Consider the following 24887-nt stretch of genomic DNA (forward strand, 5'->3'; position numbering starts at 1 on the left):
TGATGAGACATGTTTGTTAGCGACTTGATGACCGCTTTTCTTTAATAAATCGGGATAACTCGTTTTCTAGCGAAGCGTCTGAGCCAGATAGCTCAGTTTGAGTTGCCAGCGCTGCCAGCGGCTGGCTTTCTGCGAGGATGAGTTTCCCTGTACCGCCAGCTGGCGGATCAGCTGTTCAGGGCTCATCCACAGGCCGCTCTGCCAGTCGATGTAGCGCGGATAGGCGACCAGCGTCAGATAGACCAGCGCGGCCAGCGGCAGGGTGCGCTGACGGCGTTCAGCAGGATGGATATCTTCGGTCAGCCCCCAGCCGCTGTAGAACGGCTGGCCCCAGGTGGTGACCTTCACCCCCTGAACCAGCGCTTCAAACCCGCTGAGGGAGGTCATGGTGTGCAGCTCATCGACATGGGGATAGAGACTGGTCAGGCCGAGATCCAGCACCTGGCTGTCAACGCAGCGTGCCAGGCATTCGGCCGAGATAGCCCCGGCCCGGTTGCCCGCCACCACGTCGGGGTGCGGTTTAAACAGGATATGCGCGTCCGGCCGGGCGGCGCGCACCGCCCACAGCAGCTGCTCGTTGCTGCGGATCACCGGGCTGCCGGTCAGGATCGAGGCATCGCCATCCACCTGGCCCACTACCAGCAACAGCGCACGCCCGTCGCCTGGCGGCGTGAAGGGCTGCACCGTACCGACATTATATTTGCTGACTCTATGCTGGCGGAGCAGATCCACCAGCGCGGCACCGCGTTCCAGCTCCTGCTCGCTGAGCGGCTGCTGATTAAGCAACTGCTCCAGCCCGCTCGGACGGCGGCTGTCAAAATAGATCCCCACCGGGTCGATGGAGAGCGAGGAAGGACGGCAAAGATTCGAACCCAGCCCCCGGGAGCGGATAAAGCCATCTTCCACGCGGATCGGGTTCGCCAGTTCAGGGTAGCGGCTGCCCCAGACCAGCACCTGCTCGTCGTCTGCCAGCTGGGCAGGCGGGGTGCGCACAAAGTGCAGCTCGGTGGCCAGCGGCTGGCAGAAGGCGCGCATAAAGGCGCGTTTCCACAGCGAGAAGCCCACCATATAGAGACGGCGATAGCGCGGGGCCGGGGTCAGCTGACCCGCAATAATCTGCAGCACCTGCTCCACTTCGCAGCGCTGGCCCAGAACCGGGTCCAGATAGCGGGGATAGAGAATTAGCGCCGCTGCCACCAGCTGCGGCAGGCTCACCTGCGTCTGGCGGCGTTCACATTGTTTGCTGTCATGGGTCAGCCCCCAGCCAGCGTAAAACGGCATGCCGAAGCAGTAGACCGCTTTGCCCAGCAGCAGGGCTTCAAACCCCATCTGCGAGGAGACGGTATAGACCGCTTCCACTTCATTCAGCAGGGCGTGGGGATGGCAGTGATCGGTGACCCGCTCCACGTCGTCCAGCTGCATCTGCGCCAGCACGCCGCGCTTCTTGCCCAGCCGGGTGTCCGGGTGGGTGCGCAGCAGCAGGCGGGCGCCAGGGTGGTTACGCCGCGCCGCCGCGACCATCGCCTCAAAATCCTCAGTGGCTGCGAGCGCGCCGGGAATGGAGAGATCCCCCGCCACTTGGTCAATGAGCAGCACCTTAGGGCGAGGATCGTTGTGCAGGCGGGCTGCCAGCGCATCGGGTAAACCGCTGTCTGCGGCATAACAGTTGTACTTGGTGATGCCCAGGCGCAGCAGTTCGCGGGTCAGCGCTTCCGCCCGCGCCACCATTTTTGCATCGCAGGGCGTAGCGATTAGCTGCTCAAGGCGGCTGGGCTGGCGAGCGTCGTAGTAAATTCCCACAGGATCGGCGATCAGGGATACGGCCTTGCCCCCTCTGGCGGGGTGGCCGATATACCCGATAAAGCCATCTTCCAGTTGCCAGTACGGCAGCCCGCGTTCATGGGCCTTCTGTTTGATCTGTCGGGTATTGGCTTTCTGGCCCCAGCCGACCAGGACATCGTCCTGCGCCAGCTGCATGCTGGCCCTGAAGGTGTGTAACGGGCGACCAAGCATCGGCTCGATCTGTGCTTTTCGGGCCAGGATCCCGGCTGAACCTGTGTAAAATTTCATTAGCGCTCTGTGCATCAGAAAACGCCCCGCGTCACTGCGGGGCGTGGGACTCAGAAGTACTCTGCGTCAGGGAAGGATTTGGCAACGCTGTCTTTGGCAGAGGTGAGGATTTCGGTGTCGATGGTAGGCCAGGTAATACCGATGGTCTCATCGTTCCAGCGGATACCGCGATCGCTCTCTGGCGCATAGTAGTTGGTGGTTTTGTACAGGAATTCTGCGGTGTCGCTCAGGGTCATAAAGCCGTGGGCGAAACCTTCCGGGATCCACAGCTGGCGCTTGTTTTCGCCAGACAGGTGCACGCCCACCCACTGACCAAAGGTCGGGGAGCTTTTACGGATATCTACCGCCACGTCGAACACTTCACCGGCCACGCAACGCACCAGTTTGCCCTGCGCATGGGGTGCCAGCTGGTAGTGCAGGCCACGTAATACGCCCTTAGAGGACTTGGAGTGGTTGTCCTGGACGAAGTTTACGCTGCGGCCAATGGCTGCTTCGAACTGCTGGTGGTTAAAGCTTTCGAAGAAGAAACCACGGTCATCGCCAAACACTTTTGGCTCAAAGATGAAGACGTCTGGAATGGCGGTCTGAATTACGTTCATGATTACGGCCTGATTCATAAATGGGGCTTAACGCCCCAGGAGTTAATGATGACTACTTGAGCATTTTCAGCAGATATTGCCCGTAAGCATTCTTCGCCAGCGGCGCGGCTAATTTGCGCACCTGGTCGGCATCGATAAACTTCAGACGGTAGGCAATCTCTTCAGGACAGGCCACTTTCAGCCCCTGACGGGTTTCAATGGTCTGGATGAAGTTGCTGGCCTCAATCAGGCTTTCATGGGTGCCGGTATCAAGCCAGGCATAACCACGGCCCATCATGGCGACGGACAGATCGCCTTGCTCAAGGTAAATACGGTTCACGTCGGTGATTTCCAGCTCGCCGCGCGGCGACGGCTTCAGGCTTTTGGCAATCTCAACCACGCGGTTGTCATAGAAGTAGAGGCCGGTTACCGCATAGTTGCTCTTCGGTTCCAGCGGCTTCTCTTCCAGAGAGATGGCGGTGCCTTCATGGTCAAATTCCACCACGCCATAACGCTCAGGATCGTGTACATGATAGGCAAAGACGGTGGCGCCCGCAGGTTTGGCTGCGGCGGCTTCCAGTTGTTTCTGCAGATCGTGGCCGTAGAAGATGTTATCGCCCAGCACCAGCGCGCAATCGTCGCCGCCGATAAACTCTTCGCCGAGGATAAAGGCCTGGGCCAGACCGTCCGGGCTTGGCTGCACTTTATACTGCAGATTCAGGCCCCACTGGCTACCGTCGCCCAGCAGTTGCTCGAAGCGCGGCGTATCCTGCGGGGTGCTGATGATCAGGATATCGCGGATACCGGCCAGCATCAGGGTGCTCAGCGGGTAGTAGATCATCGGTTTGTCGTAGATTGGCAGCAGCTGTTTGCTCACCGCCATGGTGACCGGATAGAGACGAGTCCCTGACCCACCGGCCAGAATAATACCTTTACGCTTGTTCATAATCCTTCAATTCTTCTGTTTTGCTGTAGAGGGGCGCAACGCCCTCACTACCATCTGTTTGATTGCTGTAAAGGGAAGCTAAAAAAGCCGCTCCCTGACAAAGGTCCGTGTCGCAAAAACAAGGCACGCATAGCATACCTTGATGCGTTTACTTTCCAAGAATTTCAGCCAGCATGCGATCAACGCCGATCGTCCAGTCCGGCAGCGTCATCCCGAAGGTGCGCTGGAACTTGCTGGTATCGAGGCGTGAGTTATGTGGACGCTTAGCCGGGGTCGGGAAGGCGCTGGTCGGAACCGCGTTCACCAGGGTGACAGCCAGCTCAACGCCCGCCGCACGAGCGGTCGCGAATACCCGCTGGGCATAGTCGAACCAGGTGGTGGTGCCTGAGGCGATCAGGTGATAAAGCCCGGCAACGTCGGGTTTATCCTGCGCGATACGGATCGCATGGGCCGTGCAGTCGGCCAGCAGCTCTGCGCCGGTCGGTGCACCAAACTGATCGTTGATGACCGACATCTCGCTACGCTCTTTACCAAAACGCAGCATGGTTTTGGCGAAGTTGGCGCCACGGGCAGCATAGACCCAGCTGGTGCGGAAGATCAGATGACGGGAGCAGAGCGCGGCTGCCTGTTCGCCCGCCAGCTTGGTTTCGCCGTAGACGTTCAGCGGCGCGGTCTGGTCTGTCTCTACCCAGGGTTTTTCACCGCTGCCGTTGAAGACATAGTCGGTGGAGTAGTGCACCAGCCAGGCGCCCAGCGCCTCGGCTTCTTTAGCGATGGCGGCAACGCTGGTGGCGTTGAGCAGCTCGGCGAAGTCACGCTCGCTCTCGGCTTTATCCACTGCGGTATGCGCGGCGGCGTTGACGATCACGTCCGGCTTCAGCAGACGCACGGTCTCGGCCACGCCTTCCGGGTTGCTGAAGTCACCGCAGTAATCGGTAGAGTCAAAATCCACCGCCGTAATACGACCCAGCGGCAGCAGCGCGCGCTGCAGTTCCCAGCCTACCTGGCCATTTTTGCCGAACAGCAGAATATGCATCAGTTACGCTCCTGATAGTTCTTCGCGATCCAGTCCTGATAACTGCCGCTTTTCACGTTGTTGACCCACTGCTGGTTATCCAGATACCACTGCACGGTTTTACGGATGCCGGACTCGAATGTCTCCTGCGGCTGCCAGTTCAGCTCGTGGCTCATTTTGCTGGCATCGATGGCGTAGCGGCGGTCGTGGCCCGGGCGGTCAGTCACGTAGGTGATCTGGTCGCGGTAAGAACCGGTTTTCGGCACCATCTCGTCGAGCAGGTCGCAGATGGTGTGCACCACGTCCAGGTTCTGCTTCTCGTTGTGGCCGCCGATGTTGTAGGTCTCGCCCACCACGCCGGTGGTCACTACGGTGTAGAGCGCACGGGCGTGATCTTCAACGTAGAGCCAGTCGCGGATCTGATCGCCTTTGCCGTAGATCGGCAGCGCTTTGCCATCCAGCGCGTTGAGGATCACCAGCGGGATCAGCTTCTCAGGGAAGTGATACGGGCCGTAGTTGTTAGAGCAGTTGGTGACGATGGTCGGCAGGCCATAGGTACGACGCCATGCACGCACCAGGTGATCGCTGGAGGCTTTTGACGCCGAGTACGGGCTGCTTGGCGCGTACGGGGTGGTTTCGGTAAACAGCGGTAACGCCGTACCTGCGCTCACTTCATCCGGGTGCGGCAGATCGCCATACACTTCGTCGGTGGAGATGTGGTGGAAACGGAACGCCTGCTTGCGGGCTTCATCCAGCTCGCTCCAGTATGCGCGGGCCGCTTCGAGCAGCGTATAGGTACCGACGATATTGGTTTCGATAAAATCGGCCGGGCCGGTAATGGAGCGATCCACGTGGCTTTCAGCGGCCAGATGCATCACCGCATCCGGCTGGTGGGTGGCGAAGACCCGATCCAGCTCCGCGCGATTACAGATATCCACCTGCTCAAAGGCGTAGCGGTCACTTGCGGCTACGTCAGCCAGCGATTCGAGGTTGCCCGCATAGGTGAGCTTATCAAGGTTGATCACCGCATCCTGGGTATCACGGATGATATGGCGAACAACAGCAGAACCGATAAAACCGGCTCCACCGGTTACAAGGATTTTCATAAGCGTTTTTACTTTTTCTATTGGATGAAATGTTCACTAAAACACAGCCTCTGCTATCCGTTCAGGCTGTGTTTTAGCGGCAGGCACATGAGGAAACAAGGCCTGATGCAGGTTGGGAATACGGTATTCCCGTGCTGTTCTGTTTTAACTCATTAACGAGTACGTGTATTCCTTCGCATTATTCGCCAGCGTTTGACGTTTTTGCCCGGAATTTACCAGCAGCGATAAGGTGTCGATCCACTTTTGCGGATCGTTGTTCAGCAGTACGCCATTGATATTTTGCTCGATAAAGTCGCTGTACGGGGCGCAATTACTGTAGACCCCCACCGCGCCCATACGCACGAAATCATAAAATTTTACCGGCCCGCGCGCCATATTAAATTCTGATTCCAGTAACGGGGCCAGGCCAATATCAACCCGGTGATGTTGCGTGTAGTCCAGATAGTTCTGCCAGCTCATCGGGTGTAATACCGTCACGCGCGGCAGGTCGCGGTACAGTTTATAAATTTCGTGCTCGCCAAAAATTTCGAAGCTGGCTTGCGGGCACTGGTTCAACACGCCTTCGACCACTTCCCGCAGCCAGTACTTTTCTGCCTGGTGCGAGCTGGAGCCGTGATAGGCAATCTTGACCGGTCGGGTTACGGCCAGCAGACGCGGTGTCGGCTGGGCAGGCACCACATCAGGGTTAAGGTGGGCATATTTATTGGCCAGATAGGGCGTCGAGACCCAGATGCTATCGCAATGGGTGGTGATCCAGCGGTGCTGGGCCGCAGAGCGCCGGATGATTTTCGTCCGGTAGGCTTTAGGTAACGCCGTTAGGGCTGATGGATCGAACAGATCGTCATCCATAAAATAGACCACCTGGGAGAGGTCATCCATGTTGCGCGCAATTTCGCGTTGCCACTGCGAGGAGATAAAACGAATGACCACGATGGCGGCCCCTTTATCCACTTCGATAGCCGACGTGGTTAAGGTATCCACCAGCTGACAGACAGCGCCGGGAAAACGGCTTCTGATCGCCGCTTCAAAATAGGCCAGCGTCGGTGAGTTCCCCTCATGCAGGATCAACAATGAACGGCACTCGGGCCAGCTGTCCGGCTGCGTCTCACTGCTTTGCTTATTCAACTTCAGATATGGTTTAAAGAGTGCCTTTCTGATCAGTTCGTCCATGGCAGCACCACATTAGGAGTATGACTTAACGAGAAATCGGGACGGTCATAGCTCAGGTTGGGATTGTATGCGGGATCGTGCTGGAGCCGCTGCGCCCAGCGTTTTTTCATGTAGCGCAGTTCTCCCTGGGAACGCGCCAGCTGTTCTGGCGTGACATCTTTGCCGCGGGAGACCGACTCATGATGGTACAGCTCGGCAAAGGGGGTCCAGACGATCCGCCAGCCTGCCTCACCCACCCGCAGACAATAATCCACGTCGTTGAAGGCGACCGGCAGATTGACCTCATCTAAGCCGTTCAGGGATAAAAAGAGCTGGCGAGGGGTAAGCAGGCAGGCCGCCGTCACGGCCGACAGCTCCTGAGCGCTCACCGCCCTGCGTTGGTAACCGGGTTCATCGGCGGCCAGCCCACTGTGAAAGTGATCGGCGCACCCACCCGGCCCGACGGCGTCGCCCGCATGCTGCACCCGGCCATCGCCATAAAAGAGCCTCGCCCCGACAATTCCCACGCCCGGACGCAGCAGGTGCGAGACCATCTCATCCAGCCACAGAGGGTTGATCACCTCGGTGTCGTTATTTAGCAGGCAGATAAGCTCGCCTGTGGCCTCGCGCACCCCGGCATTGTTGATGGCGGAGTAGTTGAACGGATGATCCCAGGCGATAACCCGGACCCCGTAATCACGGGTAATACGGGCAAAATAAGCCAGTGTCTCAGGATCGTCGCTCTGGTTATCCATCACTATGATTTCGATATTCGGATAACGGGTGTGCTGCACCAGGCTTTCAATGCACGGCCTGAGATGCGCCAGACCATTGCGGGTGGGAATAATCACCGACACCCGTGGCAGCTCTGCCGGAAGCGGCCAGCGCCAGCGGCAGATCCCATGTGGAGCAGACTCCAGTGTTACCCCGACGGGCAGGTCCTGCAGCAGGCTTGCCAGCGTTTCGTAGCCATCCTGCTGCGGGAGCGTGTCCGGGACATGCATCAACAGGGCAGGGATGTGGGCGATATCCTGCGGTGCAAGCTGGTGGGCCAGCTGCAACCATCCGCGATAACTGTCAGCCCCATCCTGCGGGATAGCGGCGGTACCCTGTTCCCGCCAGAGGCCGCACCAGCCGATATAGTTCTGACTGTGCAGCAGCGTTTCGTTCCAGTCTGGCTTGAAGGCTGGCGAGTGGCGCTTGCCTTTCTCATCCAGCAGATCGTGATCGCCATAGATCCATTTTGCTTCCGGGGTCTGGCGCAACTGGTGTGCCAGCCACACTAACGCAGCCGGGGCGAGTTCAGCGCCCACAGGAATGGCCCATTGCCATTCACCCGCAGGCCTGCCTGCGGCAGGGGGCTGTTCCAGCACGGTGATATGGGTTGTCGGATAACAGAGCGCCGCGATACTGGCCAGCGTGCGCTGGCGTGCCGCCTCATCGCCGCCGTTCACCAGATGCAGACAGACGCGGGGCAGGTTGCCCCAGCGGGTCAGCAGACGCTCGATCAACCTGCGCTCACCGGGCTGGACGATGTCAAAATTCGCCAGCCAGTGTTCGTAGGCGTGCAGCGGCCTGTCATCGCGGATCTTGCCCACCAGGTCGTAAGCCTGCTGTAAATCGGTAAACCACAGATGCCACGACAGCCCCAGACGTTTGCGCTTTTGCGCATTCAGACGCTGATAAAAAGGCCACACCCGGCGTAAACGACGCCAGAGGCTCTTGCCCGCAGACACCTGCGCAAAGCGGGTAATATTCAGCTCACACTCTGCCCCTTCGCTGCTGGCGAGCAGCCCCACCTGGCAAGCACCCACCGGCAGCCAGACCAGCTCCTGTAGGGTGCCGCGACGGGTAATGGGGAGAACCTGTTCATGCCAGATCCCTTCGCTGCACTGCCAGCGCAGGCGGGTTTCACCCCGCGGCTGGCGGGCATGCAGGGTGCCTTGGATCAGGAACCAGCCCGCACGGGTTAAAGAGGTGTCTGGCAGCGCCAGAGGGTGCCAGTGATAATCGCTATGCATTAGAGGATTCACTACCCGGAAGTGGGGAAGGCCACTTCTGACTCCTGTCGAATAAGGGGAAAATGTCTTTTAGCCGATTAACTTTTTAACGCGGGTCGCCAGCCAGGAATCGCTCTTCTGGGGGCTCTCTTCTTCTGGCAAGGCATCCAGCTGCGCCTGCAACGCTGCCATTTCTGCTTTGACTTTAGGGGCCAGCGCGGCCGCCAGCAGGCAGGTTTCGTCATTGCGATCGTGCGCTTTGAAATAGGCTTTGTGTTTTACGCGCTTGGCCGTGGCGGCACTGCCGCGCAGGTGTTTACCGAGTAAAAATTCTTCCAGCGATTTGACCACATAGTGGTTAACCCGCACCCCGTTCCAGACCACTTCTTCACTAACGCCGTTGCCGTGTTTTGGGTGGGAAACCAGATCGTTGCCCAGTGCATCGATGTAGCGGCCATAGCGCAGATCGGCATGATGAGGATTGTTAAAGTAATTTGCGCACTTAGGTCTGAGAATGCTTTTGAAATTCTTATTCGCATTAAATTGTTGAGGGGCGCGTTGGGTAAAGCGCTCGGTCACTAGCCCCTCTTCGGCAAACAGTTCGCCGTTTGAACCGAAGTTAGCCCAATTCAGGGCAACTGCACTGACAGAGGGATCGCTAAACCATTCGTTGAGATGAGTTGCAATGCTCTGCTCAGGATCAAGTGGCACTAAGAACTCGTCGGCATCAATAAAAGCCAGCAAGTCGATGTCTTCGCTGCAACTGCGTAAAATACGTTCGTAAGCGGGAAGTTGCGGCTTTTGGCCTTCGACATCAGGAAAGTCCAGTACAGTTACTATGCCGAGTTTCTCCAGCCCGGTAAGGAACGCACGTGAACCATCATTACTGCCGTTATCCGCAATAATAAATCCGTTCACCCCTACAACCCTGTGGTATGCAATCCACTCAAGCAGGGCATCCATTTCGTTTTTAATAATTGCGGCAACAAATAATTTCAAAATGCATTCTCTGTCAAATAACGGGAGACAATATTACCCGTGTCCATTGTGAATAAAGAGGGGAATAACCCCTCTATACTTGTGCATTTCAATCTGAGCCAAAAAGATCGCGGGTATAAACCTTATCGGCCACATCCGTCAGTTCACGAGCCATTCGGTTACAGAGAATCACATCGCTGATGGATTTAAATTCTTCAGGGTCGCGAATAACCCGGGAATTAAAGAACGTGTTTTCTTTGATGGTTGGCTCAAAGACGACGACCTCGATCCCTTTGGCTTTTATCCGCTTCATAATGCCCTGAATGGCAGAGGAGCGGAAGTTATCGGAACCCGCTTTCATAACCAGACGGTGGATCCCAACAACCTTAGGCTTACGGGCGATCACGTTGTCGGCAATAAAATCCTTACGGGTCGTATTAGCATCGACAATTGCGCGAATCAGGTTGTTCGGCACTTCCTGATAGTTCGCCAGCAGCTGTTTGGTATCTTTCGGCAGGCAGTATCCGCCATAGCCAAACGAAGGGTTGTTGTAGTGCGTACCAATACGCGGATCCAGACCGATACCTTCGATAATCTGACGGCTGTCCAACCCATGAGACTGAGCGTAGGTGTCCAACTCGTTGAAATACGCAACACGCATAGCGAGATAAGTATTAGCAAACAGCTTTATGGCTTCGGCTTCGGTACTGCCGGTTAACAGCACCTGTACATCCTGTTTAATGGCACCTTCTTTCAGCAGATCGGCAAAACGCTGCGCCCGCTCGCTGCACTCACCCACTACGATACGTGACGGATGAAGATTGTCATACAGCGCACGGCCTTCACGCAGGAACTCGGGAGAGAAAATCAGATTATCCGTACCAAATTCCTGACGCATGCGCTCGGTAAAGCCCACCGGAATGGTGGACTTGATGACCATAACTGCCTGCGGGTTAATACTCATCACATCGCGAATAACGGCTTCGACGGTGCTGGTATTAAAGTAGTTAGTCTTTGGATCGTAATCGGTCGGCGTGGCGATAATGACAAACTCGGCATCCTGGTAGGCTTCGACTTTATCCAGCGTAGCCCGAAGATTAAGAGGCTTGTTGGCTAAGTAGTCTTCAAGCTCTTGATCTGCGATGGGGGATTGGCGTTGGTTAATTTGTTCGATTTTTTCAGGAACCACATCAAGAGCAATCACTTGATGATGTTGAGATAGTAATACGGCATTTGAAAGGCCGACATAACCCGTTCCAGTTATAGTTATTTGCATAGAATTACTCATTCAGATATCGCTGTCAATATAGTTACTATGATGGGAATATTTAGATTGTTAGTAGTTTATCCAGCAAAGTAGCGATTCATTTATAAGGGTGTATTTATGAAAGTTTTTAAAGAATAATTAGGGTGTAAAATATTGGCTGATGCCAAATATGCTTATCCATACAACATAAAAGCCTAAGGCATTTAATTGGAAAATAATGCCATCAAAATTTCATGTATTTAAAAACCACTCACATTTGTTAATTGATTAAGAGTTTTGCAATCAATAATAGTAATAAAAGTTATAAGCCAAGCATCCAATTAATATATTTAAATAGAGGTAGATATGTCAAAAGTTATAATGTGAATAATGAGGGTTATAGAAAATAAATTATCGGTATTAATATTTCCTGAAACGACATTGATTAATATAACCTATAACCCAGCATAAAAAGCATCTTGTAAATATTAAAAAGCTAAATCCCGGACAATGTCACAAATCATTTCCACATCAACTTGCATTGAACCATTTCTATCCTGATCAGGGCTCTGGGTTTCACAACGAAATTCATTATAGGAGTGGTTTTTATGTACCGAAAGAAAGTGGAAAAATGTGTCTGGCATAGATGCTGGCGCAATATTAAGAATATTAGCACAATTATTAGCATAGACTATGTTTGTCATTTCTGCGCCCATCACCCCAATTACCGAATCAGCGTCTTTGATTACTGAAATCTGTTCACTAAAGGTAAGCTTTCCTGGGTTAACAGCTGTAAAGCCGAACTCTCTCAGAGTTGAGGTCAAATGCTCAATATTGCTGATACGTCTATTATTGGAATCTCTTAATAAAAGGACTTTTTTTAAGCCAGCGCCATTAACACTATCTCGTAATTTATTATTAAACTCAACTGCTTGCGGAGCCATATAGGTTCCGTGATGAGTTAAACCGTCAATAATTACGAGGGACTCGAAACGTTTTATCTCATTTTTCCCCATTTTCAATATCATTAGGTCCTGAGAGGCACCAGATGATCTTAAAGAGGTATCAATCACGAGATTCATTTGGCTACTGACATTTGGGACAAGTACCCCAAAACCATCTTCAAGCTTTTTAAGATAATTAATTTTTGGAAGGCACTCAATAAGCCAGTGGCCGTAGTTTTGTTCTCCTCTCTTTCTCAAATTTAAGAACTTACCTCTAACATACTCAATATCAGATGCTTCTTTTGCTCTTTTTACAAATCCCTCAATTTCAGTAGGTGAGTGTTGCGTTATAGTCTCTTTGATTACTCTGAAATTTGAATCTATAACAAGACCTTGTTCTCCTACAATAACATTGTGAAGCTCAATAATCCTAATGTCTCTGCCTAATATCTCAGTAGAGTCCCATGCAGTTGACATCGCCCTTCGTATTCTTTCAGGAATAAGATGCTCATTGTATATTGTTGGCTTTTTATTTGTAAAACTATTATTGTGCAAAGTGATCAGATTGCACTCTATCTCTTCAGCAAGAACCATTTCAATGCCGGCTTGGGAGTCGATGCTTTTAATCATTAAACAACCTTTTAAAATGGTAATAAATAACGTAGAAATACATGTGAAATTAAATAGGAAAATGTACGACTCAATGAATACTATGTTTATAGATACATTAATAAAGTAAAATGTACTTCAACGTTGCAAATCCTGTCAGAGGTTCTTATGGAGTCCTATCAGTATCAATTTATGGAAATAAGTTTAAGGTCTCATAAATCTTTTTATAATGATTATACACTTAAATCGTTCTCAATGAGTGGAAGTTTGATAAAAAACTACTCTGCCCCACTTTGCATTCATTCTGAATGGTTGTAAAGAAAAAATTATATATTTAGGTTAGGTCTTGTTTAAGTCAAATTTCTTCACCTCTTAGAGTCTGCAGATTATGCTCTAATAAACAGAGGTGAAGTGAATTTTTAATCTATAATACCAGACATCTATAATACTATTGTATGATCTTGTTTATACATGAAGTCCAACAAGTAATATCATTATCGACCTTAAATAACTTAGAGTCATCAATAGATTCCACATCTGAGTAAGGAGTAATGTTACTACATACAACAGGTATGCCTAATGCTGTTAATTCCAAAACTTTTAATGGGCTTTTCTTTTCTGCAAACTCTTGGTCAATCAAAGGTGCAACGCCAAGATCAAAGTTATGTTTAAGTTTAAGCATCCAGTTTACAAAAATATCATATCGAGAACTTGGCGGTGTGAGTCGTGTTATATTTTCGTTTTCTGAAAATTCTCCACAACCGACAACATATAAATGCACCAATTTTTCTTTAATATTTACCATGTTAACTACTGACACAATAAAGTCCAAATCCACCTGATGTGTTCTTGAACCAAAATAAATAATTTTCTTGTGTTTGTTATTATTTAGATCAATTCTTTCATCAGTTGGTACTTGAATATTCCATCTGTGGGGGAATATTTTGTTTGGTCTTATAATAACATTAGTATTGTATTTGGATACAACTTCGGCTAAATATTTATTAGTTACATGCACACATTTAGCATTTTGTAAAAGCTTTTTAAAATAAGGCTTGTATTTTTTATAAGTTTCATCGATGTCAATAGATTCTGGTACGTTTAATAAATCATCATCTATTTCATAATCATAGTTGATGTTATTATTTTTTAAAGACTCAAGACACCAGTTTACAGCTTCACTTGGTATTGCATCTCTTTGTATTATTACATGATTTAAGTGATTAACTGTATCTGTTAATAAATCCTGCCAAGAGATAAACTCTACATTCAAGTTTGTTTGAGCTGCAAAATCATGTTTCCAATCTATCAGACGTACGTACGCTGTTGGAGGAACATTAGGGAAGTATCCCTTCATAACAATACCAAGCGTTCGTTTCTTGGGTAAATTTACCTTCAATGCATTTTGGTAGATTAAAATATATTTTTCCGTCATTCTGCTAACGGTATTATTTGAGCCGTAACCAGATTGCCATTTCGTTACCAGGTCATTTTTTTCTTTGATTTCTTTAGGGTTGTTACATAATGATATCAGTCTCTTGTAGCACTTTTCAGCATCATTTTGCACTAACCAACCAGCACCATGTTGTTTAATCCGTTTTTCAACGGCACCGTAAGAAAGTCCAATTACAGGTAAACCTGATGCCCAACTTTCGGTTAGTGTATGGCAATAGGTTTCAGGCCATATTGAAAAAACAGCAGAAATATCGGGATTAATTAATTTAACTTTATCCCCAAAGTCATTTCTATTATATTTACCATGATAAGTAACAATGTCCATTAAATCCTTATCACATGTCCCCAGCACATGAAAATTAATTTGATCGTTTTTATCAAGTTCTTTTATTTTTTGGATTAAATGTTTTCCTTTCGTGAGTGTTATATTTCCAGGAATGAGGACGTTAATACTATTTTGAGGATACTTATCTTTAGGGGCAAGAAACGTACTAAAGTCACGACCATGAGGTATAACTGTAAAAGAAGAGTTTTTTATATTTGGCAAATTTTTGAGAATGATTTCTTTTGCACTATCACACGTAGTAATAAAATGGTCACAATGCAATAATGCATCTGACATTCTCTCTTTCCAAGCCTGCAGCATAGATGGTGTCATAGGACTTACAGTTTCATCTTTCCACAAGGGATTGTTGATTCCATGATCTAAACCATCAATAAAGAGTTCCCCATGTTCATTCACGAGGTTTACAGATGGGCAAATGGCATAAAAATCGTGAAATGAATTTATTACTGGTACGTTCATCTCTTTTGCTATCTGTGGCAGTTTAAGACTGTGCCATGCAATATGCCTAATATGTAAAAGATCGATGCTGTATTTATAAATAATACTTCGGACAATTTGTTCATATTCAAAAGAGCGGTGGGTCGAAAAAGTAACTGGTTCGCTAAGGTGGTATTTTTCAATTACTTTATAATCTTTTTCATCTGCTCGCATAATCTCAATTAATTTTGAATTAGATGCAAGCACATAGCAATCATAAATGTCTCTCAATGAGCGCATTAAATCATAGTTTGTTTTAGGTGTACCACCAGTTCGGGTTGATATCACAAATAAAATCTTTGGCTTAACAATATCTTCATTTTGAGATGTTCTATTTAATCTATTTTCAATGATATTGCGTGCTTTTGTGAATGCCGAAGATTTACCTATAGCTTTTATTGCCCCAGAGTAATAAGGATGATCATTTTTTACTTGCGAGATACCTTGTTCAATAAGATTTTGTTTTTCTCCTTTAAATGAGGCTGAGCGTTTGTGGTAAATATAGGTCTTGAGATCAACAATATTTACCCATCCATTAGATACTGCTCTCATGCAGAAATCATTTTCCTCACCATAACCACGAGGGAATTTTTGTTTATCAAATACTCCTATATCATCAATCAAAGCTCGCTTAATAAAAATACAGAAACCATTTCCTGTTGGTGTTGTTACAAATGTTGAATCTACAGACGATGATACTATGCGAGCAATTTGTTTAATTGAAAGATGCTCTGGCAAATCATTCCAACCAGATTTTGGAACGGAAAATGCACCTGCTCCGTTAGATACGGCCGTTACAGTTCCTATATCATCATTCTGATATGCAGCAATTGATAATTGTCTTAACCAATTTCTGGATACAACCGTATCGCTATTAAGGAGCACAATATCATCGTTTCCGCATAATGAAATTCCATAATTAACATTGTTGGTATATCCAATATTATTCTTGTTATGTATTATTTTTACACCGTGTATGCTTTTGTATATATCAAGCGTTTTCTGTACGGTTTTATCCGGACTAGCATCATTAATTACTAAAAGCTTGATGTTTTTACCTAGTTGGGTATTTTGAATAACACTATCTAGACAATCCATCACTTCATTTATTGCATTATAAACCGGTACTATAATAGTGATGTTTAACTTTGATAGTTTTGAAGGAATATTAATTAAAGAATTTTTTGTGGTTTCTTTAACTTTTTTTTCTATAGCTCTTTTTTCATTCTTACCATATTTTAAATAATGATATAAAGGATTAATGCCTGCCTTCCTTACATCATCATGTAAAAAATAATAATACGAGCCATCAAAGGTCTCTGAGGTACGGTTTAGTATTGCTTGAGGTGTTTGAATATAATGGATTAGTGGAATTATACCATCTTCGATATTATAGACTTTTTTATAAAAAATCGGGTCAAAAAATTCATTTGGCCAACGGCCTTCCTTATACCCATGGCGAATATAATGACGAATTGGATCTAATTTCCTCTGAGAGACATCTTTATATTTCCTTTCGTAAAACTCAGTGTCAAATAACCCTGATTGTTTAATGAGGGCATACAGTTGTTCATAAGAAAGATTTACTAAATGATTTTCTTTTACTGTTGTCAGATTTATTATTTCGGTGGGGCTTAATACTGATTTGTTTTTTTTGTTCTTTTTATATTTCAATTTTTTAAAGAAATCAACGGTTATCATATTTTGCCTCAATGCTAAAAATAGTAATGCCGTTAGATGAATCATTAGACATTATTGTGTGTAGAATAAACTTTTAAGAGATGATAAATAAACAAACAAAACACATAATTCGCTGTGTTTATTTAAGAGGTGAGCTTTAGGATGTCATTCCATTTTTCCTTAAACTAAATTGCAAATGCTGATGAGAAACGAGATTTGGTTGATTTCATTAAATGCAATAGAAAATAAATTTCATCGGATTGATTCTATAATTCAATTTATTTATTATCATTGCACGTAAGAAATTAAATATTGAAATATACCTAATCTAAAATTTTTGACTAACTGTCTTGTTAATCCTGATGTTCTCTTAAAGTAGCTAAGCCCATTACGATTAACCCGTATATAAGACATAGTAAAACGCCCACGGTAGCAAGATTATATAAACGTCGTGGATACTCAGCATCTTCTGCAAGTGTCGGCTGACTAATAATTAGCAGATGCTTAAGTTTGCGATACGCCTCAATTCTGGCTTGTTCCAGGCTGATCAGGCCAGTTTTGTAAAGGTCTGCCGCGAGTGTGGCCTGAGTTTGTACATCCATATAGCTGGCGGTCACTTCGTTCATCGAATTTTTATCCGCGCCGGTAAGTCTGGATTGTTCCTGCGCCAGTTGCTCGGTCAAAGCATCAACTCGGGCTTGAACAGAAACAACAGCAGGTGCGGTAGCTTTCATGTAGCTTTGCAGTTGTTTTAATTGTGCCTGTTGCTGGGCCAGCTGCCCTTCAATCTGGCTTACGACACCCATACGAGCCGTGCTGGTCGATTCTGGACTAATAAGGTGATGGGTATTTTGAAACTCCAGCACTTTGGCTTTTTCGGCCTGTAATCGCTGGTAGGCGTGATCAACTTCTTTTTCGACAAAGGCCAGTTGTTCGAGCGCGACCTGGTGTCCCAGTTTATTAATAAAGCCTTCAGACTCTTTCAACATCACTCCTACCACTTTCTGACCATAGGCAGGATCAAACGCCTGCAATTCAATCGTCAGCACACCGGAGATGTCATCCATGCGTAATGTGAGGTGTTCCCGATAATACTTTAGAAATTCCTCGCGACTGACACTGTCAGGCAGGCGAGAGAAGTAATCTACTTTATGGCTCTGGTAATGGGCTTTCAGCCCCAGTTCTTTATCCAGCTTGTTAAGCAAATCAGCAGACTTGAGATAGTCTTGAATGAGCAGCACATCCTGATGATTATTTCCACCTAGTCCCAGCATGGAAAGAGCATCGGGCAGCATTTTAATCTGGTCTGCTTGCTTGACCACTAACTCTGCCCGACTCACATAGCGATCGGAGGCAATGAATCCGAAATAGATAACAGCGATAGCAAAGCAAGCCACTACCCACTGAAAACTGCCGAGTTTGAGACTTTTTTTCCATGAGCGGTGGGCAAGTTTGTAACCGCTGGAATCTATAATAAAATGTTTTGGTTTGGTTTTTAATTTGTGCAGCTTGCGCATCAAACCAGAAGATTTGTTAAGGCGGATTGGCTGAGTCATGATTTTTTGGCTTGTTATAAGTTCTGATAAATACGGATGGCGTCATCGATATTGTCAAATATCTCAAGCGTGCTGTTACGCAGCAAAATTCCCATATCGCACTGTTGACGTAAGTTCTTCATGTCGTGCGAAACCATAATCAGGCTAGCGGTCTCGCGCTTAAGATTAAAAGTATCAATACATTTCTGTTTAAAGCGGGCATCACCTACTGACATAATTTCATCGGTCAGATAGATATCAAAATCAAATGCCATACTGACAGCAAAAGAGAATTTTGATTTCATCCCGCTGGAGTAGGCTTTAATAGGTAATTCGAAATGCTGGCCGATTTCTGAGAATTCTTTCACCCATTCCTCAGTCGCTCGGGTATCGCGAACCCCATGAATTCGACAGACAAAACGTGTATTTTCCCGTCCTGTCATGCTTCCCTGAAATCCACCACCAAGAGCAAGGGGCCATGAAACGCGACAGTGGCGAGTAACTTTCCCTTTACTGGGAGTATCCATTCCACCTAACAGGCGTAACAGAGTCGATTTACCCGCGCCGTTGGCACCCAAGATACCAATATTGCGATCACGCGGAAGAGTAATGTTCACATCTCTTAGCACATAATTACGACCGAACTTGGTGGGGTAATACTTAGAAACGTTGTCTAAAAGGATCATTTTTATTCGCTTTAGCTGGCAATAAGACGACGATGGCTCAGACGATAACAACTCATCGCGAATGTCAGCAGCACCAATGTGACACTAGACAAATACACCCAACTGACATTCGGGCTGGTATAGCCCGCAATCCATCCTGAGCGAATCAACTCAATAGCATGTACCAGTGGGTTCCATAAGAACCAATGTTGAAACTGCGATGGTACCGTTGCCAGGGGATACATGACGCAAGAGATAAACATCAATGGCATCATCATTAGGCTAAGGAATTTATCTGCTTCTTTGAATAAACTTCCCAGCACACAAAAAACGATGCCTAACGAGAATGAAAAGATCATTAATAAAGAGTAGATAAGCACAACTTCTAACGGATCGTTAGGTATAGCATCAAAACCAAACCACATTAACCCCAATACTAATATGACACCGACCACCAGTCCTATGATGGATTCGAGAATAAAACGGGCGACGAAGGTTGCAAAAGGTGTAACTTGCCGATAGCAGAACAATCCCATATTGGCGTTAACTGCTGATTTTAACTGGCTAACCACTTTATTAAAAAACATGAATGGCAAATAGCCTGCAGTTATGAATACCTGTACAGGCACGCCACCGAAACCGCTCTGGCTACGCATCCCAAAAATGGCGCTAAACAGGCTAATCATCAACAACGGATCCAGCAGCGCCCAGGCATACCCCAGTCGGTAACTCCCAAATCGTGTTTTCAGTTCACGGATAAGCAGGCCAAACGTTACATCGCGCAGCACCTGGAACGAGCTGCGGGGCGTTTGATTGAGAACAGGTTTAAGCATGAGAAGGCCGATATAACAGAACGGGCCAGCTTTTCAGCAAGCCCGTTTTGAGGGTTAATTCAGGACCACGTTGGCCGCCACGGCAACCTGATAGATGACCTGGGTAATGTCTTTGATGGACTGCATCATTTTGCTGTCCACTTTCGGCATGACCAAAATCTGATCGCCCGGCATCACATCACCACCGTCTTTAAACTCCATCAGCCCGTTGGCATGGACCACCGCAATACGCTTGTCGTTCGCACGGTCGGTAAAGCCACCAGCCCAGGCCACATAGTCTTCCAGACTGGCGCTTTTGTTGAAGACCACCGCCTGCGGCATCATCACTTCGCCACCCACCTGAATCAGGTCGGTCTTGTTCGGGATCACAATCTGGTCGCCCTGTTCCAGCAGGATGTTGGCAATCACGCCTTTATCTGACACCACCACTTTACCCAGCGGCTGGACCTTGCGGGCTTTTTCCACGAAGCGCATCACCAGTTCGGCCTCTTTGGTGCGAATAGAGGCCTCACCGTCGGAACTGGCTGGCGCGGTGAACACGCTGCGCTCCAGGCGGTTGAGGGAGTCTTCCAGCATCTCTTTCTGCCGCGCGGCCACGCTCTTACGCATGATGTAGATCGAGCCGTAATCTGCCATGTTCGGGTCAATCGGAATATGGTTCAGCAGATCGTGCAGACGGGTCTCTTTACGCACGGTGAAGTAAGACGGGCCACGGTAGCTGCCCATCACCTGCACGTCGTAAACCTGAGCATGCATATCGTCGTTAAACAGCACTTTGTCGCCGTCGCTCAGCTGAATGCGGTCAAAATCCTTATACGGCATATAGACCGAGAATGGGCCGCTGGAACGATCCCCAATCACGCCCACGTGGCTCACCTTGGCGAGCGGCAGGGCGTAATCGATCAGCTCAGAGCCGAGCGCGGTGCTGTTTTTCAACTCGAAGCGGAACGGGTTACGCACTTTACCGGCCACGTTGATCATCGGCCCCTGCGGTTCCACCAGGATCACATCCTGATCCTTCAGCGACAGCTTCGGCATTTTGCCCTGCTGCATAAACTCGTACAGGTCGATCTGCTGAATAACCCGGTTCTGACGTAAAACTTTAATATGACGGTAGCTGCCGCGATCGGAGTCGATGCCGCCTGCGCGTTTCAGAAAATATAAAACGCTATCGGAAGATTGTCCGGCATATTGCCCTGGACGGATCACCGGGCCAGTGACAAATACGCTGACCGGAGTCGCGGTAAGTAAATTTACGTAAACATTAACGTTGTTGGTAAATACTTCGCTGATGTGGCTGGTCACTAAGTTATTGACTTTACTTGCCGCCACATTTATTACGTTAATTGGTCCGACATCAGGGATAAAAATATTTCCCTGGTTGTCAACCGTGACCACGTTGGAAAAATTGACAGCGCCCCAGATCCAAATATTCAGCTTGTCGCCGGGAGCGATCAGATAATTATCATTTAAGCCGTCGCTGCGCTCGGTTTCATAGCCACCGGCAAACAGGTTAGCGCCGTAAGGTGGGGGCAGGCCGGACTCGGACTGTGGCAGTAATTTACGTACATCGGACTCGCCCGGCAGGAGCATGCCCTGGCGGTTTTGCTGTGCAAAGGTCCCTGTGGTGGAGGAGGTGTTCGCCTGGCCGCTCATCGCTTGTTCACCGCCGAGCTGCAGTCGGCCATCACCGGTATCTGCGGGAGCGTTCATCCCAAATGCCTGGGCATCTTCTTTAGAAGGTGCAGCAAAGGCAGCGCAAGAAGCACAGGCCAGCAACAGAATGGCACTCAATTGCCGAAGTTTCGTTATCTTCACAACTTTTCTCTTCTAAATTATTGCACGGCAAGCAGATTGCTGGCGGATGCCTGTTCCAGTTGCGGCACCAGGTACCAGGTGTCACCGCTCTTGCAGGTCACGCCATGCTGCGATTGGTTGTAGTTACGGTTACGCAGCAGTTCAATGCATTCCAGACCCAGGGCAGAGACATAACGTTGGCCCAGGATATAGGTATTGCCATTGGCGCTAAGTGCAGCGCCCTGCGGCAGGGTGTTCAGTGGTTGTTGCAGGTTGGCTGACATGGTCTGGAGTGTGGTAGAAGCAGCCGGATTGACAAGCGGTCGGGAGGCTTCAACCTGCTTCGGAGAATATGCACAGCCACTCAGCATGAGGGCGAGCGAAATCACCAGAAAGCGAGTTGCGTTCTTCATAGATCAATATTTTCCAACAATTTAGTAACTGGAATGCGATGTAAGATGTCGACGGTGATCAGCTGTTTTTAATAAGAAAAACAGTTGAGATGTCATGCAAGTGCAGGAAAAGCAAAAAACGCAGAAGTAGAGCAAGGGCTACCAAAAAAAGGGTAGGCTACCGCACGGAAAATGACCATTCCGGTTAAAAAGCGCTCAATTTGCTTTAAGGGTAGCCATAAAAAAACAATTCAGTAAACAAATAAGTTTATTTTTATTATTCATAGAAGTGTTTTTTTGTGTGCCGCAGATTACCTAACTTTGAAGTTTGTGTCATTTCAAATTTAAGAAAAGTGCCCGAAAAAAGGGGAAAATTCCGAAAGGCTATTAATTTTGGTGGGTTGACCAAATACTTATATTGAAGAGTAGTTTCTGATGGTAATTGTTTCGTATTTAAATGAGGGGGAGGAATAATAAGCGCCAGCCGATATTCCGGCTGGCGAAGGGCATTAAACGGTTGTTTCTTGTTCAATTAACACCGGATGAAATCTGCGCTTAAAGTAAATCAGCCCGTGCCCCTCCTGGCTCAGGTGAATATATTTGATCGCCACCAGGTAGACCAGATGGGTGCCGATGGTCTGCACCTGGCTTATCTCACCTTCCAGGCTGGCCAGCGCCTCTTTTAACACCGGCTGAGCCAACAGGCCTTTTTGCCAGCAAGAAAGGGTAAACCGCTCTTCCATGGCCATGCCGGTCATTCCGGCAAAATGGCGCGCCATTAACTCCTGCTCGTGATTGAGCACGTTGATACACAGCTTGCCGTTGCCCTGAAAAACCGGGTTCATAGCGCTGTTGGCGTTCAGGCATACCATCACCGACGGTGGGGTATCGGTTACCGAGCAGACCGCGGTGGCGGTAATACCGCAGCGTCCGGCGTCGCCGTCGGTAGTGATCACATTGACCGCCGCAGAGAGGCTGGCCATCGCGTCGCGAAAACGCAGGCGTTGTTCATCAGGTTGCATTTTGACCTCCCGCTGCGTTATTTCAGCAGCTTGTCCAGCAGGTTGATATCGGTGTTGTTATGCAGGTGTGGAACCGTCCAGCCGTTCTGGTCGTACTCAGACAGGCAGCGGTCAACCATCGCCATCATCTTGTCCATGTTGCCGGAGGTCTGCGCCTGGCGCAGGCACTGCAGGCGGATTTCGTCCTGGCTACCGGAGTAGTTAATCTCATACAGCTCGTGGCGGCCGCCGAACTCGCTGCCGATGGCATCCCACATCAGTTTCAGGATCTTGATGCGTTCCACATGATCCATGCCGTTGGAGCCGCGCACGTATTTCGCCAGGTATTTGTCGATCTGCGGGTTGTTCAGATCCCGGGCGCTGGACGGCAGGTAGATCAGGCCGCTGGTGACGTTGCGCTCGATGATGTTTTTGATCTTCGCGTAGACCATCGGGGCCATCACACGGTAGGTCTGTAGCGCCGCGTGGTCCGGCAGGTACGCGCCATTTACCCATGGCGTCGCTTCCGAACACATCGAATCGCTCAGCGCCCAGAACATATTGCGCCAGGCCACCACTTCCCCGAGGTCGGCTTGCACCCCGCGGAACTCAGCGGTGCCGGTACATTCCAGCGATTTCTTGAGCAGGGCAGTGATGAAGTCGAGCTTCACCGCCAGACGCACGCACGCCTGTAGCGGATACATGCGGGCGAAACCGCCTTCCATGGTCCAGCGACGGCAGCGGTCGAAATCGCGGTAAATAAGGACGTTCTCCCACGGGATGAGCACATTATCCATCACCAGGATGGCATCGTTCTCGTCGAAGCGGCTGGTGAGCGGGTAGTCGTAAGGTGAGCCGGTCGCGCCTGCCACCAGTTCATAGGAGGCGCGGGAGATCAGCTTCACCCCTTCGGCATCCATCGGGGCGACAAACATCAGGGCGAAGTCCGGGTTATCGCCCATCACCTGCGCCGAACCAAAGCCGATCATGTTGTAGTGGGTCAGCTCCGAGTTGGTGGCGACCACTTTTGCGCCGCTGACGATGATCCCGGCGTCGGTCTCTTTTTCCAGCTTGATGTAGACGTCTTTCACCTCATCGGCCGGTTTATGGCGGTCGATCGGCGGGTTGACAATGGCGTGGTTGAAGTAGAGGCCGCTCTCCTGAATGCGGGTGTACCAGTTGCGGGCGTTCTGCTCGAACTGACCATAAAAAGTCGGGTTGGCACCCAGTGCACAGCCAAAGGCTGCTTTGTAATCCGGGGTGCGCCCCATCCAGCCATAGCTCAGACGTGACCACTCGGCGATGGCATCGCGCTGCTGACGCAGGTCATTGGCACTTTTCGCCACGCGGAAGAACTTATGGGTGTAGCCGCCGTTGCTGGTATCGGTGTTCCAGCACAGGGCATCCTGCATGTCCGGCTTGTGCAGCGCGTCGTACAGTTGCGCGACCGAGGCCGCCGCATTGCGAAACGCCGGATGGGTGGTCACATCTTTCACGCGCTCGCCGTAGATGTAGATCTCCCGGCCATCCTGCAGGCTCTTCAGATACTCTTCTCCGGTTAACGGGCGGGTGGTGCTAGCGCGGAAATCTTCAGGTTTCATAGGGACCTCGTATCGGAATGGGGTTGTTAAATTTATGTTTTATTTTTGTTGTTTAATTGAAGCGTGAGAGAGGCGGATTGTGAAGGTACGAATGGGTCAACGGCGGGTACTTTTCAGGCGGGTGCGGGTTTTGTGAACGAGGTGGGTTATGCCGGAGACACTGGTCTGAATTTTTATCATTTATTCCTTTGAGAGATGGTTAGCACGAAGAGACATTCGCGGCCAGGAGGCTAAGGGAAGGATTATGTCGCTGCGGTGGTAGTTCCGTTTTAGTTAAACACTACAAAAAAGCTCCCAGAAGTGGCAGGCGCGATAGGCAAGGAAGAAAAAGAGAGAAAGACGCTGAGGTAAAAGTCAGAGAAGGGGCTTGAAATATTTAACTAGTTATTAATCCACTCGCTCGCGTGGCACTGAGGACATCGGCGAGCGCCATTAACAGAGCTTGTTCCTGCCTGGTGAATCCA

Annotated in this window: 18 protein-coding genes; all 18 read right to left on the reverse strand. The window is 49.2% G+C overall.

Going from position 1 to position 24887, the window contains the following annotated elements:
* Positions 1-66 precede the first annotated feature (66 nt).
* Entirely contained in the window at positions 67-2070 is a 2004-nt protein-coding gene (locus tag ACF8PE_RS17235) for a capsular polysaccharide biosynthesis protein (protein WP_392495110.1), read from the reverse strand.
* Positions 2071-2120: 50 nt separating this feature from the next.
* Positions 2121-2669, reverse strand: a complete 549-nt coding sequence (rfbC, locus tag ACF8PE_RS17240) for a dTDP-4-dehydrorhamnose 3,5-epimerase (RefSeq protein ID WP_059309150.1) — start codon at positions 2667-2669, stop codon at positions 2121-2123.
* Between the two features lie 52 nt (positions 2670-2721).
* Complete coding sequence (gene rfbA, locus ACF8PE_RS17245; protein WP_059308801.1) at positions 2722-3594, reverse strand: glucose-1-phosphate thymidylyltransferase RfbA; 873 nt, start codon at positions 3592-3594, stop codon at positions 2722-2724.
* A 148-nt stretch (positions 3595-3742) separates the two neighbouring features.
* On the reverse strand, positions 3743-4630 hold the full coding sequence (rfbD, locus tag ACF8PE_RS17250; RefSeq protein WP_392495111.1) for a dTDP-4-dehydrorhamnose reductase: 888 nt from the start codon (positions 4628-4630) through the stop codon (positions 3743-3745).
* The gene (rfbB, locus tag ACF8PE_RS17255) at positions 4630-5715 is read right to left on the reverse strand and encodes a dTDP-glucose 4,6-dehydratase (RefSeq protein WP_016236890.1); all 1086 of its coding nucleotides are present in this window, start codon (positions 5713-5715) and stop codon (positions 4630-4632) included. The genes rfbD and rfbB overlap by 1 nt, the downstream gene beginning before the upstream one ends.
* Positions 5716-5859: 144 nt before the next feature.
* Positions 5860-6885 (reverse strand): glycosyltransferase family 1 protein, encoded by a 1026-nt coding sequence (locus tag ACF8PE_RS17260; RefSeq protein WP_181545576.1) that lies wholly within the window; start codon positions 6883-6885, stop codon positions 5860-5862.
* A complete protein-coding gene (locus ACF8PE_RS17265) occupies positions 6873-8885 on the reverse strand; it encodes a glycosyltransferase (protein ID WP_392495112.1) in 2013 nt (670 codons plus the stop codon). The genes ACF8PE_RS17260 and ACF8PE_RS17265 overlap by 13 nt, the downstream gene beginning before the upstream one ends.
* Before the next feature lie 69 nt (positions 8886-8954).
* Positions 8955-9863 (reverse strand): glycosyltransferase family 2 protein, encoded by a 909-nt coding sequence (locus ACF8PE_RS17270; protein WP_204231276.1) that lies wholly within the window; start codon positions 9861-9863, stop codon positions 8955-8957.
* 88 nt (positions 9864-9951) lie between these two features.
* Positions 9952-11118, reverse strand: coding sequence for a nucleotide sugar dehydrogenase (locus ACF8PE_RS17275; protein ID WP_032175050.1), 1167 nt, complete (start codon positions 11116-11118; stop codon positions 9952-9954).
* Positions 11119-11576: 458 nt separating this feature from the next.
* Positions 11577-12662 carry a DUF563 domain-containing protein gene (locus tag ACF8PE_RS17280; protein ID WP_032175048.1) on the reverse strand — a complete coding sequence of 362 codons (1086 nt, stop codon included), beginning with the start codon at positions 12660-12662 and terminating at the stop codon, positions 11577-11579.
* Between the two features lie 427 nt (positions 12663-13089).
* The gene (locus ACF8PE_RS17285; protein WP_185949904.1) at positions 13090-16620 is read right to left on the reverse strand and encodes a glycosyltransferase; all 3531 of its coding nucleotides are present in this window, start codon (positions 16618-16620) and stop codon (positions 13090-13092) included.
* Between the two features lie 332 nt (positions 16621-16952).
* Positions 16953-18155: a sugar transporter gene (locus ACF8PE_RS17290; RefSeq protein WP_119312299.1), complete on the reverse strand. Its 1203-nt coding sequence runs from the start codon at positions 18153-18155 to the stop codon at positions 16953-16955.
* A 14-nt stretch (positions 18156-18169) separates the two neighbouring features.
* Positions 18170-18820 (reverse strand): ABC transporter ATP-binding protein, encoded by a 651-nt coding sequence (locus tag ACF8PE_RS17295; protein WP_032616358.1) that lies wholly within the window; start codon positions 18818-18820, stop codon positions 18170-18172.
* Positions 18821-18831: 11 nt separating this feature from the next.
* Positions 18832-19632, reverse strand: coding sequence for an ABC transporter permease (locus ACF8PE_RS17300; RefSeq protein ID WP_119312300.1), 801 nt, complete (start codon positions 19630-19632; stop codon positions 18832-18834).
* Positions 19633-19686: 54 nt separating this feature from the next.
* Positions 19687-21450: a polysaccharide biosynthesis/export family protein gene (locus tag ACF8PE_RS17305; RefSeq protein ID WP_392495113.1), complete on the reverse strand. Its 1764-nt coding sequence runs from the start codon at positions 21448-21450 to the stop codon at positions 19687-19689.
* 17 nt (positions 21451-21467) lie between these two features.
* Positions 21468-21842: a hypothetical protein gene (locus tag ACF8PE_RS17310; RefSeq protein WP_032616361.1), complete on the reverse strand. Its 375-nt coding sequence runs from the start codon at positions 21840-21842 to the stop codon at positions 21468-21470.
* A gap of 488 nt (positions 21843-22330) precedes the next feature.
* Positions 22331-22843 (reverse strand): 4-hydroxyphenylacetate 3-monooxygenase reductase subunit, encoded by a 513-nt coding sequence (locus ACF8PE_RS17315; protein WP_155166287.1) that lies wholly within the window; start codon positions 22841-22843, stop codon positions 22331-22333.
* Between the two features lie 17 nt (positions 22844-22860).
* Positions 22861-24423, reverse strand: a complete 1563-nt coding sequence (gene hpaB / locus ACF8PE_RS17320) for a 4-hydroxyphenylacetate 3-monooxygenase, oxygenase component (RefSeq protein WP_392495114.1) — start codon at positions 24421-24423, stop codon at positions 22861-22863.
* Between the last annotated feature and the right edge of the window lie 464 nt (positions 24424-24887).

It is taken from the genome of Leclercia sp. GLN_9 (genome assembly GCF_043105735.1).
GTDB classification, from domain to species: domain Bacteria; phylum Pseudomonadota; class Gammaproteobacteria; order Enterobacterales; family Enterobacteriaceae; genus Enterobacter; species Enterobacter adecarboxylatus.

Coding starts and splice junctions, on each gene's coding strand:
- ACF8PE_RS17315 (WP_155166287.1), bottom strand. CDS start 22,843: ATGCAACCTGATGAACAACGCCTGCGTTTTCGCGACGCGATGGCCAGC.
- ACF8PE_RS17300 (WP_119312300.1), bottom strand. CDS start 19,632: ATGCTTAAACCTGTTCTCAATCAAACGCCCCGCAGCTCGTTCCAGGTG.
- ACF8PE_RS17265 (WP_392495112.1), bottom strand. CDS start 8,885: ATGCATAGCGATTATCACTGGCACCCTCTGGCGCTGCCAGACACCTCT.
- ACF8PE_RS17310 (WP_032616361.1), bottom strand. CDS start 21,842: ATGAAGAACGCAACTCGCTTTCTGGTGATTTCGCTCGCCCTCATGCTG.
- rfbD (WP_392495111.1), bottom strand. CDS start 4,630: ATGCATATTCTGCTGTTCGGCAAAAATGGCCAGGTAGGCTGGGAACTG.
- rfbC (WP_059309150.1), bottom strand. CDS start 2,669: ATGAACGTAATTCAGACCGCCATTCCAGACGTCTTCATCTTTGAGCCA.
- ACF8PE_RS17235 (WP_392495110.1), bottom strand. CDS start 2,070: ATGAAATTTTACACAGGTTCAGCCGGGATCCTGGCCCGAAAAGCACAG.
- hpaB (WP_392495114.1), bottom strand. CDS start 24,423: ATGAAACCTGAAGATTTCCGCGCTAGCACCACCCGCCCGTTAACCGGA.
- ACF8PE_RS17285 (WP_185949904.1), bottom strand. CDS start 16,620: ATGATAACCGTTGATTTCTTTAAAAAATTGAAATATAAAAAGAACAAA.
- ACF8PE_RS17260 (WP_181545576.1), bottom strand. CDS start 6,885: ATGGACGAACTGATCAGAAAGGCACTCTTTAAACCATATCTGAAGTTG.
- ACF8PE_RS17290 (WP_119312299.1), bottom strand. CDS start 18,155: ATGACTCAGCCAATCCGCCTTAACAAATCTTCTGGTTTGATGCGCAAG.
- rfbB (WP_016236890.1), bottom strand. CDS start 5,715: ATGAAAATCCTTGTAACCGGTGGAGCCGGTTTTATCGGTTCTGCTGTT.
- ACF8PE_RS17275 (WP_032175050.1), bottom strand. CDS start 11,118: ATGCAAATAACTATAACTGGAACGGGTTATGTCGGCCTTTCAAATGCC.
- ACF8PE_RS17295 (WP_032616358.1), bottom strand. CDS start 18,820: ATGATCCTTTTAGACAACGTTTCTAAGTATTACCCCACCAAGTTCGGT.
- ACF8PE_RS17280 (WP_032175048.1), bottom strand. CDS start 12,662: ATGATTAAAAGCATCGACTCCCAAGCCGGCATTGAAATGGTTCTTGCT.
- rfbA (WP_059308801.1), bottom strand. CDS start 3,594: ATGAACAAGCGTAAAGGTATTATTCTGGCCGGTGGGTCAGGGACTCGT.